We start from the raw sequence: 13,487 nt of genomic DNA on the forward strand, positions 1-13,487 counted from the left end.
ACCGAACCCCGGCCATTGGCCGGGGTTCATTCGTTTAGGGGTCTCCCCATGGAGAGTCCCGGAGCGCCGGCCGGGTCATCGTCAGGCATCTATCTCGAAACCCCAGCCCACAAGGCTGGGGTTTTTTTATGCCAGACTTTTTGGAAACGAGTATCAGCTTAGCGAGGCGATTGTGAACCGAGTGCCCAACGAATGGCTGTTATATTGTCGAGCCGGTTTCGAACCCGACCTGGCGGCTGAAATCACTACCCGTGCACACAAACTCGATGAGCCGGGGCAGGTCGTGGCGGCCGAAAGCAACAGCGGTTTCGTTCGTTGGCAGAGCCACGATTCCCGACCAGCCAACGGTGTCCATCGTGGACTGCCGTTGATGTCTCTGGTATTCGCCAGGCAGTCACTGGTTGCTTTCGAGCCGTTATCACTCTCCCGGGATGATCGGATTTCCCCCATCGTGGAACTGATCAAGCAAAGTGGCTGGAGCTTCGAGTCCATCTGGCATGAAACGCCGGATACCAATGATGGCAAGAGCCTGGCACGTTTGGCCAAATCCTTGGGCCGCCCTCTGGAAAGCGCTTTGAAGCGAGGTGGCGGTTTGCGGCGGAAGGCCGGTGGGCGTCGGCTGCATCTGTTCTGGCTAGCAGGCGACGCCGTACAGATCGGGATGAGCTTCCCTGGCAACCGCAGTGAACATCCGGGGGGCGTCCTGCGTCTTCGTCATCCGGCGGATGCTCCGAGCCGTTCGACGCTGAAGCTCGAGGAAGCCTGGCATACCTTCGTACCAAAAGAGGCGTGGGAATCGCGCCTGCATGAGGGCATGCAGGCCGTGGATCTCGGCGCGGCTCCGGGAGGCTGGACATACCAGCTGGTTCGCCGTGGGATGTTCGTCTATGCCATCGATAATGGACCTATGGCGTCGGGGCTGATGGCTACGGGGCAGGTCGAGCATCTGCGTGAAGACGGGTTCGTGTGGGAGCCCCCGTACCGCCTCGATTGGCTGGTCTGCGATATCGTCGACAAGCCGATGCGCGTCATCGACATGGTCGAACGATGGCTGATCAAGCGTTGGTGTCGTGAAGCGGTATTCAATCTGAAACTGCCGATGAAAAAACGCTGGGAAGAGGTTCAGCGTTGCCTGACACGTCTCGAGATAAACCTGAAGGCAGAGGGCGTAGAGGCTGATATCGCCTGTCGTCACTTGTATCATGACCGTGAAGAGGTCACCGTTCACGTTCGTCTGGATGGGGAACGATAATGATTGCGCGAGGGAGCCATGAGTAACGTTGAATCGACGCGAAGTGAAACGCTGGATACCAGTGGGCTCTACTGTCCGGAGCCGATCATGTTGATGCATAACAAGGTGCGTGACATGTCGGTGGGCGACATTCTCGAAGTCATCGCTACCGATCCCGCGACGACCCGCGATATCCCCAAATTCTGCAACTTTCTGGGGCACGAACTCATCGCGCAGTCCGAGGAAGAAGGGGAATACCGCTATCACATTCTGTTGGGATGAGATAGCGGTTCGGTCGAGACGTTTCCAGCCGGACCGATCAGTTGTGCGGCATGACCATCAATGCCAACGCTTCCAGCGTATCCGGATCTTCGTTGCGAATACGATTGGCGATATTACGCTGGAAGAAATAGAGCGTCTGATGGCGGCTCTTGCCAGGGTAGAGACATTCGTCCCCCATCAGCACGGGAAGCGACGTCGCCTGGTCCTCATCGACCAGCATCGCATCGACGGTTCCATCGCTGTAGAGATGCCAGCCAACAATCTGCTTGAGCTGCCAGGGTTTGCTGACTTCATCCAGGCACAGTGCATGCGTGCCCTGGGTCTCCGGTAGCTGCTGAGTCAGGGAGACTTCCGGGGTCTCTTCGTAATCGAAGTAGGCTGCCGCGTGCGCCAGCTCGACGATCTTGTGCTCGGGCGCGTCGTGAAATATCTCGTGAGTCTCGGGATCCCGGTAGCCAACGAAGTGGCCGTACTCGGGGTTGTCCAGTTCATGGCACGATGCCAACGACTCCATCCAGGGCACCAGGCCGACGACTTCATCGTCTTCACGCAGGCCCCACGCCAGTAGTGGCATCCCGTACAGCGTATCGGGATCGGAGGCGAGGTAGTAAAGCATTTCCAAACCATCGAGCTCAGGCGACAACCGGACCAACCGCTTCCTGGCTCTCAGCCGATGCCTCATGGTTTCCAGATCGATGATCTGCGCAGATCGAGGGGAAAGTGGGACACCCATGGCTACCCTCCTGGTCGGCAATGTCTCGGCTTGAGGCATGGTGCCAGTATTAGCATAGCCATGAAGGGCCTGTTAAGCCCCGGGTTAAACTCGTCAGGGAATTATTTCAGGTTTCCATCAACTGACGCCGGCTGACGCGCCATAGCCGCCAGGCCAGCAGCAGCGTTGCCGAGGTCAAACCGGCATTGAGGCCGATCCAGTAACCGTAGATTCCCAGCGAATCGAACGTGCCATCCAGCCCTCGCCCCAGCAGATGGCCGCAACCCAGGCCGACGAGCCAGTAGGAAAACAGCGTGATGCCCATGACCACGCGAGTATCCTTGTATCCGCGCAAGGCGCCAGCCAGATTGACCTGAAGCGAATCCGAAATCTGGAACATCATGGCCAGCAGGATCAGCGACATGGCCAAGGTTCGCACTTCGGGATTGCCGGTATAGAGCGACACCACAGGCGCCGCCAGCAACCAGATCAGCAGGCTGTTGAACAGCGCCAGCGCAAGGCCGACACCAATACCATTCCAGGCAACGAAGCGGGCTTCTGCATTGTTGCCGGCTCCCAGTCGGTTACTGACCCTGACGGTCAATGCCATGCTCAGCGACAGCGGCAGCATGAACAGAATCGATGTCACGTTGAGGGCGATCTGGTGTGCCGCTACCGTGACCTCACCCAGATAGGCGACCAGTAGCGTGATCACGGTGAACAGAGTGACCTCGAAGAAGATCGCCAGACCAATCGGCAGGCCGATATACAGGAGTTCGGCGATGTCTCTCCAGCATGGCGGGGTTGGAGACGCCCAGAGCGTCACTGGCGCGTAGGCACGGCTTCGCGCCGTGTACCAGATCATGCCCAGGCACATGACCCACATGGAGAGGGCCGTCGCGATGCCGCAACCGAACGCGCCCAGTGCGGGCAGTTGCTGTAGGAACAGGGGAATGTCGTTGCCCAGAAGGCCGATCAGCCCGGGGCCGCCGTAGATCAGTATGAAGTTGCCGGGAATGTTCACGGCCAACCCGAGAAGGCTCATCCACAATGCCGGGCGGGTATGATGCATGCCGTCGGAAAAGGCGCGCAACGCCTGATAGAGTGCGACTGCCGGAATACCGAACGCGGCGGCGTTCAGGTATTCGAGCGCCAGGCTGGCGACCCCGGTGGGGATCTCCATCAGTTGGAAGATGGCGCGGCCGCCAAAGGTCATGATCAACGCGCTGAGGCATCCGAGTACCAGTGCCACCCAGAGCGCCTGGTGAACCTTCCCGCGTACCTGGTCGAAACGCTCCGCGCCTGCGCGATGGGCGACGATCGGAGTGACCCCCATCAACGTCCCGGTCATCAGCAACATTAGGGGCACCCAAAGGCTCGCGCCCACCGAAACGGCTGCCAGGTCGGTGGCGCTGGCCCGCCCTGACATGATCACATCCGATGCACTCATGCCGGCTTGTGCCAACTGCGCGCCACAGATCGGCAGGCCCAGGCGCACCAGGCTCGCCGTCTCTTTTCGGCAGCGGTAAAAACGATGGGCGGTCGACGACACGAAGCGCTCCTTGACCGAACGGACAGGGCGGCGATTCTAGCAGGAGTCGACCGCCAGCGCTCGGCGACGGAGGTGAACTTACGTATACTCCGGCGCAGTTCTGGAGGCGTTCATGATTCATGACATCGACAATCTGATTCTTCTGTTCGACGGCGTATTCGCCGACCGTTATCGTACAAGGCTGGTTCGCGGAGAGGACGAGCCCATTTATCTACCCGCGGACGGCCGGCACGATCATCACCGTATCGTGTTTGCCCATGGCTTTTTTGCCAGCGCACTGCATGAAATCAGCCATTGGTGTATCGCCGGAGAAAAGCGTCGCCAGCTCGAGGACTACGGCTACTGGTACGAGCCGGATGGGCGCGACGCCCGCCAGCAGGAAGACTTCGAGCGGGTGGAGGTCGCGCCCCAGGCATTGGAGTCGCTGTTCAGCGAAGCGTGCGGGAAACCATTCCAGGTCAGCGTCGACAATCTCGATGGCATCGAGGTCGATCGACAGGCTTTCAGCAGGAAAGTCTCCGCGCGAGCAGCTCGTTATCGTAGTGAAGGCATGCCGCTACGCGCCCAGGCCTTGATCGACACGCTCGTTATCTTCTATGCGGGAAAGGGCGGGATCCAGGAAGCCATCGCCGCCGGGCGGCGACGGCTCGACGTAAACGATACTACTCGTCCTGCTGAACCAGCCGTTGATGTAGATAGAGCATGACCTGCACCTCGTGCTCCGGACGCAACGGCTCGAGGCCCATCTCCCCGAAGAGCTCGTTGCGGGCGCGGGCCCATTCGCCGGGCTCGAGGTCGGGGTAGAGCGTCGAGGCGGGCGCCAGCTCGACGAAAGGGTCGACGCCGAAGTCATCGAACATCAACGATAGCGCCGCTTCGTCATCCTGGACGCCGGCGGTATAGAGTGTCTCGCTGAAGTGATCGTTCTCCAGCTCCCTGAGTACATCGAGAGGGCTGATACCCAGGTGGCGGAGTTCATCGAGATCGTAGCCGCCGAGCGACAGCAGTTCGTCTTCCAGCCATTCGTCGTCAGGCTGGATCAGGGTATTCTTGACCTGGCCGTTGGGCAGCGCCCAAGCGATGGCCAGCGGCAGCGAGTTGTCGCCACCTGTCTCGACGGCGATGAATCCGGGATAGTTCGTCATTCGCCAGCGACCTCCTCGAGCCGAAAGAAACGCTTGGCCGTCAGCGTGGTCTGTCTCGCCAGCTCGGCCTCGGTCGTGCCGCGCCAGTGCGCCAGTTCTCTCACTATCCAAGGTAGCAGAGCCGGCTCGTGGCGGCGTCCTTTTATCTTTGCCGGCAGGTTGCGGGGCAGTAGATAAGGACAATCGGTTTCCACCATCAGGCGGTTGTCGGGGATGTCGGCGACGAACTCGCGAAGATGATGGCCGCGACGTTCATCGCTCAGCCAGCCGGTCTGACCAATATGCAGGTCCAGATCGAGATAGCCGTGGAGCGTCTTCCTGTCGCCGGTGAAGCAGTGCACGACGGCGTCGCTGAGCCGGTCTCGCCACTCCCGCAGCATGTCCAGCATCCGGCGGCCGGCGTCACGCTCGTGGAGAAACACGGGTAGCCCCGTCTCTGCCGCCAGGGCCAGTTGCGCTTCCAGCGCGCGTTCCTGGTTTGTCGGCGATGAAAAATTGCGGTGGAAATCGAGGCCGCATTCGCCCACGGCGACCACGACCTCCTGACGATGAAGCTCGCGCATCGCCTGCTCCAGCTCGGGATTCCAGTCGGCGGCGTGATGAGGGTGCAAGCCCGCCGTGGCATGGAGACCCGCGAAACGGGTCGCCAGCTTCGCTGCCCTGGTGGCGCCCTCGAGATCGGCACCGGTGATCACGAGCGTCGTGACATTGGCCTCGGTCGCCCGAGTCAGCGTGGCCTCGAGATCTCGGTCGAAGCTCTCGTGCGTCAGGTTGGCCCCGATATCGACCAGTGGCATCGGGGAAGTGATGCGTAACGCTTCCGGCAGCGGAGAACCGCCGTTCGAGGATTCATGCGGGGACGTGTCGCTCACGCGGCACTCCTCTTGGTCGGTGAATGTGAGTCGATGGATGTCAGTCGGTGATGATGTCGACAAGCATTGTAAAGCGCCGGACGCCAACGGCGAAGCATGGGCCAATCCATTTCGGCGAGTCTGGGCGAGCAAGGTACAATGCTGGCCAGACAACACGTTTCGCCAGAAGCACGTTCGGCAAGACACGCTTGGCAAGATATGACCGTCACCATTTCGAAGTTTCACGATCGCGAGGTCCTACGTGGCTCTGCTACGCCTTGAACAACTGCAACTCGCCTACGGGCATCATACGCTGCTCGATGGCGCCGACCTGGTCATCGAGAAGGGAGAGCGCATCGCGCTGGTCGGGCGTAACGGCACCGGCAAGTCGACGCTGCTGAAACTGATCGCGGGCGATAATCAAGCCGACGATGGCCACATCTGGCGCGCGCCGGGTCTCAAGATCGGCGTTCTCGAGCAGGCGTTGCCGGACGCCGACGAGGCGACGATCTTTGAAGTCGTCGCCCAGGGGTTGCCCGAAACCGGGGCCCTGCTGGCCGAGTATCACCGTCTCGTGGCGATGGCCGAGCCGGACATGCGACGACTGGAGACGCTGCAGACACGTCTGGAAGCGCAGGACGGCTGGTCTTTCCATCAGCGTATCGACACCGTGCTGACCCGACTGGGCCTGCCGGCCGACGCCATGATGAGCGGCCTCTCGGGTGGCTGGCGCCGGCGGGTGGCACTGGCGCGCGCCATGGTGGCCGGGCCCGATCTGCTGCTGCTCGACGAGCCGACCAACCATCTCGACATCGATACCATTACCTGGCTCGAAGAGCAGCTTCTGGCATTCGACGGCGCCGTCCTGTTCATTACCCACGACCGCGCCTTTCTTTCGAAGCTGGCGACCACGATTCTGGAGCTCGACCGTGGGCGCCTGGGTCGTTACCCCGGTGATTACGCCACCTACCAGGCACAGAAGGCGCACGAACTGGAAGTCGAGGCGCGCGAACGGGCCGAGTTCGACAAGAAACTGGCGCAGGAGGAAACATGGATTCGTCAGGGCATCAAGGCGCGCCGAACCCGCAACGAAGGCCGGGTCCGGGCGCTGGAAAAGATGCGCAACGAACGCTCCCAACGGCGCGAGCGCCAGGGCAAGGCATCGTTTCAGGTGGATAGCGGCGAACGCAGCGGCAAGCGCGTCGTCGAGCTGCAGGGGGTGACGCACTACTATGCAGACGCCTGCATCATCCGCGATCTGTCGCTGGAGATTCAGCGCGGCGATCGCATTGGGCTGATCGGGCGCAACGGTGCCGGCAAGACCACGCTGCTCAAGATTCTGCTGGGCGAACTTGAGCCCAGCGAAGGCAGCGTGCGCATGGGCACCAACCTGTCGGTCGCCTATTTCGACCAGCTGCGCGCGGGGCTCGAGCTGAACAAGAGCGTCTACGACAACGTCGCTCAGGGCAGCGACAAGGTGACGGTCGCGGGCAAGGACAAGCACGTCATCAGCTACCTGCAGGACTTCCTGTTCACGCCGGAGCGCGCAAGACAACCGGTCAAGGCGCTGTCCGGCGGCGAGTCCAACCGCCTGCTGCTGGCCAAGCTCTTCACCCAGCCGGCCAACGTGCTGGTGCTGGACGAGCCGACCAACGATCTCGACGTGGAAACCCTGGAGCTGCTGGAGGAGCTGCTGCTCGATTTCGAAGGCACGCTGCTGCTGGTCTCGCATGACCGCGCGTTCATGGACAACGTGGTCACCGACGTGCTGGCGTTCGAGGGTGATGGCATCGTGCGCAGCTACGTGGGTGGGTATACCGACTGGGTCCGACAGGGCGGGCGGCTACCGCCGGCACCATGGGAGCTGGCCGAGGCACGCAAGGCGCAGGAAAAGCTGGCCGAGCGGCAGACGGCATCTGCGCAATCGACGAAGGGCGAAAGCGACAAGCGTCGCCAGAAGCTCTCCTACAAGCTGCAACGGGAGCTGGACTCATTACCCGCGACGATCGAATCGCTGGAAGGCAAGATCGCGACGTTCGAGGCCCAGATGGGGGAGCCGGACTTCTACCAGCAGGACAGCGAGACCGTCACCGCGGCCATCGAGGCGCTTTCGGCAACCCAGGCCGAGCTGGATCGGGCGATGCAACGCTGGATGGAACTGGAGGCGATGGCGGAAGGAGAGGGCTAGTCGCCGCTCGCGGCGGCAGAATGTGCCTTGCCCGCGACGGGCAAGGCACATGATTCAGCCATGGAGACGAAGCAGGAGGTCACACTACTCTTCCGTTTCGCCATCCTTGCCGACGCGAACCGCCAATACGTCACACTCTGCGCCATGCAGAACGCCGGTCGATGTCGATCCCAGCAACAGCGCGAAGCCGTGGCGGCCATGGGAGCCCACGACGATCAGGTCCACGTCGTGTTCCTTGGCAAAGCGCTGAATTTCAGTATCCGGCATTCCGACCACGATATGCTGGTCTTCCCGAGGAATATCGTAAGGATCGGAGATGTCGGCCAGTCGCTGCGTGGCGTGTTCGTCGAGCTGATCCTGGATGCTCGTCAGGTCCATCGGGATATCACCGCCATAGGCAAATCCCAGGGGTTCCAGCGTGTGGATGATCGAGAGCTTGGCTTGGTTCCGGCGTGCGATGGGAATCGCGCGTTCCAGGACTTTATGCGAATCCTTGGTCAGATCCACGGCAACCAGCACGTGATGGTATTCGTTGCTCATCGGGTAACCCCCCGTTCGGCGAATGAACATGGATAACTGTAAGCGCGCCTCATGAGCGGCACAACGCAATTTTCGATAATGGCCTGCGGTCAGGCGCCGCAGGCGATCATCAACCATACGCTCCCGCGACGCAACGTGATGTAACCGGTAGAGTGCACGGTGATGCGTCATACCTTGGTCGTAATCAAGGGCAATAGGGTCGGCGGAAAACGGCCGAAACAGGAGTGGAAACGTTATGGCGGTGCTGGGTTTTCTGTTGGTTGCCGTACTGCTGATTCTGTCACCAATGGTGTGGCTGCGGCCAAGCCGAGGCGAGTCCATCCGAGGGCAGATGCGGCGGCACGTCAAGGCCAACGGCGGGGAGTTGAACTTTACCAAGGCGCCACTGGCCATGCCGAACGTGGCGCTGACCGGTTATCGGTTGCGATACCCAGGCACGGAATCGGGCAGCGATTTCACCGTGATTCGTAACGATGTCGCCAGCGAAGCACTGGAAGCGGCGACGGACCAATGGCGCTGGCGCCAGGCTCCGCTGCCATCGTTGGATGCCGAGCGCCTGCAGGCACTCAAGCAGTGGCTGGACGGATTGCCGGCGGATGCCCTGATCGTCGAATCCAGCCAGCATACGATGTGCATCTGGTGGCAGGAGGCGATGAGCTTCGAACGGTTCCAGCAGGACTGGGCGAGCTGGTTGGCGATGCGGGATACCCTGGCTGGCAGTGGCAAAAGCGTCAAGATGCCGACCAGGCCTTCATAGGTGGGGCGCACCGCCTACGGTGCGGTGCGTTTGATTGATCATGTCGGGGCGTTGCGTGGGCAAGTGTCCACTCCTGGTTCAGCTGGCCTTGGCCTGCTCGGATTGACGCTGTAGTTCCAATCCATTTTTCTCGATGCGATCCAGCATGCTTTCGAAAGCATCAATCTCTTCCGGCGTGAACCCGCCGAGCATTTCATCGCGCACCTCGGTGGCGATCTCTTCGATCTTCTCCAGCAGCGGCGTGGCTTCCTCCGTCAGATGAAGGCGCTTGGTACGGCGATCTTCGGCGCAAGGGCGGCGCTCGATCAGATTCTGCTCCGCCAATTGATCCAGCGTGCGTACCAGCGAGGGCGCTTCCACGCCAATGGCTCGTGCCAGATCGCATTGCGCCTGGCCCCCGCCCATATTGCGCAGGTTCCAGAGCGTCACCCAGCGTGTCTGGGTCAAGCCCAGTGGCGCCAAGCGTTCATCGATGACGGCGCGCCAGAGTCTCGGCAGACGTGCCAGTTTAAAGCCGATATGCTGTGCCATAGCGGATTACCTGAATCGTGAACGTCCTAACATTCTCCAAAGCGCCGCAGGATAATGCAAGTCACAATGATTGGCGATTAGTCGGCTTGCTCATCTCCATTTCCCAAGGCATGGCGGATATTCCAGCCGGGGATGCCCAGCGGACGCTGAATTCTGCCATCGGCCGCCGTGGCCGCGCCATCCTCGGCCACTGTGAATCGTACGCTACCGATCCGCTGGCCGGTCTGCGTGATCACATCCACTTGCCAGCGACCTTTTAGGTCAGCGGAGAAATTCTGCTTGTGGGTCCAGGCTCGATAGCCCTGGTCGCGTCCGCCGTGAATGACCAGCGCTATGCGCTCGACGACATCGCCGTCATGACGCCAGACGTGATAGACCTTCTCGCGCAGCCCACGGGGGGCTCGTATCGCCGTATAGACATAGAGGCCGCGCGAGCGGAGTGCCTGCGGCGTCAGCGTCATGCTACCGCTGGGCTCGCGGGCAGCCGTATCGAATCCGGGCGAGAGGGCGCTCCCGGATAGCCACAGCGTCGCTGGTGGTATCCAGGTTCGTCCTGTCCAGGCAATTCCGCCCAGAACGACCAGCAGCCCCGCCATGGCGAGCCAGCGAACGATGCCGCCGGGTTTGAGCAGGCCCATGACACTAGGCAGGCTGAAGAACATCATCGCCAGAATCGAAAGGATCAGGCTCTCTCCCGTTGTCAGGCTCAGCATGATGGGCAGCGTGACCAGCATCACCACGAACACGCACAGCGCATGGAGCAGGAAGTAGAGCCAGCGATGGCGGTTGGACAAGCCGAAATACAGAGGGTCCAGAATGGCGAGGATCGAACAGACGATCAGCAGCCCGGTAAAAACGGCCTGGCCGCTAGTCCAGATCGTCGTGGCAAGAAAGAACGGTAGACAGAAGAACAGCGTCTCTTGGTGCACCATTTGCGCGACGAAAGTCGCCGCCGCGCGGGGCAGCGCGGCATTGCGCCCTCGCCGCGACAGCCATTTACTGGCAATACTCTCGACAATCAACAGAACCCAGGTCAGCATCAGCCCCAGGGCCAGCACGGCGCCCAGCCACTGTTGCCGATCGACCAGGAAAAACCCCAGCAAACCCAGTACGAAAGCGATAGGTGGCCAGACCCAGTGATAGCGGCGCAAACGAGCGACAAGCGGTTCCAGCCGAGCCACTGTCGAAGGTGTCGTGGGGTCTTTCATGGCCACGGGCCAGGCTCCTCCGAGTGATTGTCAAAGCGCCAACCTGTCTGCCCTCCGAAACGAGGAGAGGCCCACAGGCAGGCGGGGGGACATTCTAGCGGGTGAGGCATCACTTTGCGCGAAGACGCCGGCAGACGGCGCCGGGCCGCCGGTGGTCTACGCTGGGGTGAGAGTCGGCGCGGCAGGCCGAGACTTTGGTTGAGCTTGACGAGCCCACCTGCGCGCCTCAAGCTTTCGCTATTCAAACAGTCGTATGATTAGCCTCGTAGACGCCAGCACGGGGCGCTTTCGCAGCCATGGCACGGAGATTTCTCATGCTCTATCAAGGCGATGCCATCCGGGTCGAGCGTCAGGACGGCGATCTCGCGCTCCTGACGTTCGATCTCAAGGATGAGGCGATCAACAAGCTTTCATCTTCGGTCATCGGTGAGTTGTCGCAAGCCGTCGAGGCGCTGGAAAGTGAGGCCGGGCTCATGGGGCTCGTCATTGCCAGCGCCAAGGACGTGTTTATCGTCGGTGCCGATATCACCGAATTTCATGCCATGTTCGCCAAGGACGAAGCGTTCCTGGTCGACATGAACACGCGGATTCATGCGCTGTTCAATCGCATCGAGGATCTGCCGTTCCCGACCGTCACCGCGCTCAACGGTCTGGCGCTGGGCGGTGGCTGCGAACTCGGATTGACCACCGATTTCCGCGTCATGGCGGAAACGGCACAGATCGGGCTGCCCGAAACCAAACTGGGCATCGTGCCGGGGTGGGGCGGTTGTGTCCGGTTGCCGCGACTGATCGGTGCCGACAATGCCATCGAGTGGATTGCCGGCGGCTCGCAGAACGATGCCGCCACGGCTTTCAAGGTGGGCGCCGTCGACGCCGTTGTACCGCAGTCCCAGTTGCTGGCGGCGGCCCGGGACATGATCGACAAGGCCAATGCCGGGGATTTCGATTATCGTGCCCGCCGGACCGAAAAGAGCTCGCCGCTGAAGCTCAATGCGGTCGAGCAGATGATGGCGTTCGAGACCGCAAAGGGTTACGTGGCCGGGAAGGCCGGTCCGCATTACCCGGCGCCGATCGAGGCGATTCGTGTCATACAGAAGGGCGCAGGCGAAGAGCGCGAACGTGCCCAGGCGATCGAAGCGCAAGCCTTCGCCAAGCTGGCCAAGACCGACGTCTGCTACAACCTGGTCGGTCTGTTCATGAACGACCAGGCGGTCAAGAAAAAGGCCAAACAGTACGAGAAGGATGCCAAGGCGGTCGAGCAGACCGCAGTGCTCGGGGCGGGCATCATGGGGGGCGGCATCGCCTACCAGAGCGCCTACAAGGGCACGCCGATACTGATGAAGGACATCAAGTCCGAAGCGATCGAGCTTGGCCTGAAGGAAGCCCGCAAACTGCTGACCAAGCAGCTTGAGCGCGGCAAGCTCAGCCAGACGCGAATGGCCGAAGTGCTGAGCAACATTCGTCCGACGCTCTCCTACGGCGATTTCGGTCAGGTCGATCTCGTGGTCGAAGCCGTGGTCGAGAATCCCAGGATCAAGGGCGCCGTTCTCACCGAAGTGGAGGCTAATGTCGCGGACGACACCATCCTGGCATCCAACACCTCGACTATCTCCATCGACCGGCTGGCGGCCAATCTCAAGCGGCCCGAGAACTTCTGCGGCATGCACTTCTTCAACCCGGTGCACCGGATGCCGCTGGTCGAAGTCATTCGTGGTGCCAAGACCTCCGATGCCGCGGTCGCCGCGACAGTGGCCTACGCCCGCCAGATGGGCAAGACGCCGATCGTCGTCAACGACTGCCCGGGATTCCTGGTCAATCGCGTCCTGTTTCCCTACTTCGGTGGCTTCAGCGGCCTGGTCGAGCATGGCGTCGACTTCGAGCGTGCAGACAAGGTGATGGAGCGCTTCGGTTGGCCGATGGGGCCCGCCTATCTGCTCGATGTCGTCGGCATCGATACCGCCGTGCATGCCAGCGAGGTAATGGCCGAAGGCTTCCCCGATCGTATGGCCCACAATGGCAAGTCCGCGATTCAAGTGATGCTGGACAATCAGCGGCTCGGCCAGAAGAACGGCAAGGGCTTCTACGTCTACGAGGAAGACAAGAAGGGCAAGCCGAAGAAAACCCATGACGACGAGGCTCACCGGCTGGTCGCCGGGGTCGTTCGTGAAACGCGGGAACTGTCCGACGACGAGATCATTGCGCGAATGATGGTGCCGCTGTGCATGGAGACGGTGCGCTGTCTCGAGGACGGCATCGTCGGGTCGCCGGCCGAGGCCGACATGGCGCTGATCTACGGCATCGGCTTCCCGCCGTTCCGCGGTGGTGCGCTGCGTTACATCGATGCCATGGGCGTGGCCGAGTTCGTGGCGGTAGCGAAACGGCTCGCCGGCGAACTGGGCGCGCTGTATGCGCCGACGGCGCGACTCGAGGAAATGGCCGCCAACGGCGAGCGCTTTTACCCTGACGCCAGCGACCGCTGAGCCCACCACC

At 61.4% G+C, this 13,487-nt stretch carries 13 protein-coding genes; 6 read left to right on the forward strand and 7 right to left on the reverse strand.

The genetic code is table 11. The features are described from left to right. Nucleotides 1-169: 169 nt before the first annotated feature. Both rlmM and tusA read left to right on the forward strand, forming a co-directional pair. Nucleotides 170-1,252: a 23S rRNA (cytidine(2498)-2'-O)-methyltransferase RlmM gene (gene rlmM / locus CCD76_RS15620; protein ID WP_087720376.1), complete on the forward strand. Its 1,083-nt coding sequence runs from the start codon at nt 170-172 to the stop codon at nt 1,250-1,252. A gap of 18 nt (nt 1,253-1,270) precedes the next feature. Next, nucleotides 1,271-1,513 (forward strand): sulfurtransferase TusA, encoded by a 243-nt coding sequence (gene tusA, locus CCD76_RS15625; protein WP_087720377.1) that lies wholly within the window; start codon nt 1,271-1,273, stop codon nt 1,511-1,513. Between the two features lie 37 nt (nt 1,514-1,550). On the opposite strand, the gene CCD76_RS15630 is transcribed toward tusA, so the two are convergent. Beyond that, on the reverse strand, nt 1,551-2,246 hold the full coding sequence (locus tag CCD76_RS15630; protein ID WP_087720378.1) for a hypothetical protein: 696 nt from the start codon (nt 2,244-2,246) through the stop codon (nt 1,551-1,553). Nucleotides 2,247-2,352: 106 nt separating this feature from the next. Continuing rightward, on the reverse strand, nt 2,353-3,777 hold the full coding sequence (locus CCD76_RS15635; RefSeq protein ID WP_256961334.1) for an MATE family efflux transporter: 1,425 nt from the start codon (nt 3,775-3,777) through the stop codon (nt 2,353-2,355). A 112-nt stretch (nt 3,778-3,889) separates the two neighbouring features. Between CCD76_RS15635 and CCD76_RS15640 the strand changes: the two genes are divergently transcribed. Continuing rightward, nucleotides 3,890-4,483, forward strand: a complete 594-nt coding sequence (locus CCD76_RS15640; protein WP_087720379.1) for an elongation factor P hydroxylase — start codon at nt 3,890-3,892, stop codon at nt 4,481-4,483. Here the strand turns inward: CCD76_RS15640 and CCD76_RS15645 are convergent. Together CCD76_RS15645 and CCD76_RS15650 are read right to left on the reverse strand one after the other, a co-directional pair. Next, nucleotides 4,440-4,922, reverse strand: a complete 483-nt coding sequence (locus tag CCD76_RS15645) for a hypothetical protein (protein WP_087720380.1) — start codon at nt 4,920-4,922, stop codon at nt 4,440-4,442. The two genes, CCD76_RS15640 and CCD76_RS15645, sit on opposite strands and share 44 nt — an antisense overlap. Then, nucleotides 4,919-5,719, reverse strand: a complete 801-nt coding sequence (locus CCD76_RS15650; RefSeq protein ID WP_087720398.1) for a TatD family hydrolase — start codon at nt 5,717-5,719, stop codon at nt 4,919-4,921. Before CCD76_RS15650 ends, CCD76_RS15645 begins: the two co-directional genes overlap by 4 nt. Nucleotides 5,720-6,035: 316 nt before the next feature. Between CCD76_RS15650 and CCD76_RS15655 the strand changes: the two genes are divergently transcribed. Further along, a complete protein-coding gene (locus CCD76_RS15655) occupies nt 6,036-7,961 on the forward strand; it encodes an ATP-binding cassette domain-containing protein (RefSeq protein WP_087720381.1) in 1,926 nt (641 codons plus the stop codon). A gap of 84 nt (nt 7,962-8,045) precedes the next feature. On the opposite strand, the gene CCD76_RS15660 is transcribed toward CCD76_RS15655, so the two are convergent. Then, nucleotides 8,046-8,501, reverse strand: a complete 456-nt coding sequence (locus CCD76_RS15660) for a universal stress protein (protein ID WP_071230430.1) — start codon at nt 8,499-8,501, stop codon at nt 8,046-8,048. Between the two features lie 235 nt (nt 8,502-8,736). Here CCD76_RS15660 and CCD76_RS15665 point away from each other — a divergent pair, with 235 nt between their 5' ends. Beyond that, complete coding sequence (locus CCD76_RS15665; RefSeq protein ID WP_087720382.1) at nt 8,737-9,258, forward strand: hypothetical protein; 522 nt, start codon at nt 8,737-8,739, stop codon at nt 9,256-9,258. A gap of 78 nt (nt 9,259-9,336) precedes the next feature. On the opposite strand, the gene slyA is transcribed toward CCD76_RS15665, so the two are convergent. Together slyA and CCD76_RS15675 are read right to left on the reverse strand one after the other, a co-directional pair. Beyond that, complete coding sequence (slyA, locus tag CCD76_RS15670) at nt 9,337-9,789, reverse strand: transcriptional regulator SlyA (RefSeq protein ID WP_087720383.1); 453 nt, start codon at nt 9,787-9,789, stop codon at nt 9,337-9,339. Nucleotides 9,790-9,866: 77 nt separating this feature from the next. Beyond that, on the reverse strand, nt 9,867-10,997 hold the full coding sequence (locus CCD76_RS15675) for a DUF5924 family protein (RefSeq protein ID WP_087720384.1): 1,131 nt from the start codon (nt 10,995-10,997) through the stop codon (nt 9,867-9,869). A gap of 314 nt (nt 10,998-11,311) precedes the next feature. Between CCD76_RS15675 and fadB the strand changes: the two genes are divergently transcribed. Further along, nucleotides 11,312-13,477, forward strand: a complete 2,166-nt coding sequence (gene fadB, locus CCD76_RS15680) for a fatty acid oxidation complex subunit alpha FadB (protein WP_087720385.1) — start codon at nt 11,312-11,314, stop codon at nt 13,475-13,477. The last annotated feature ends 10 nt before the right edge of the window (nt 13,478-13,487 follow it).

The sequence above is a fragment of the Salinicola salarius genome, from assembly GCF_002179555.1.
In the GTDB taxonomy this organism is placed as follows: domain Bacteria; phylum Pseudomonadota; class Gammaproteobacteria; order Pseudomonadales; family Halomonadaceae; genus Salinicola; species Salinicola salarius_A.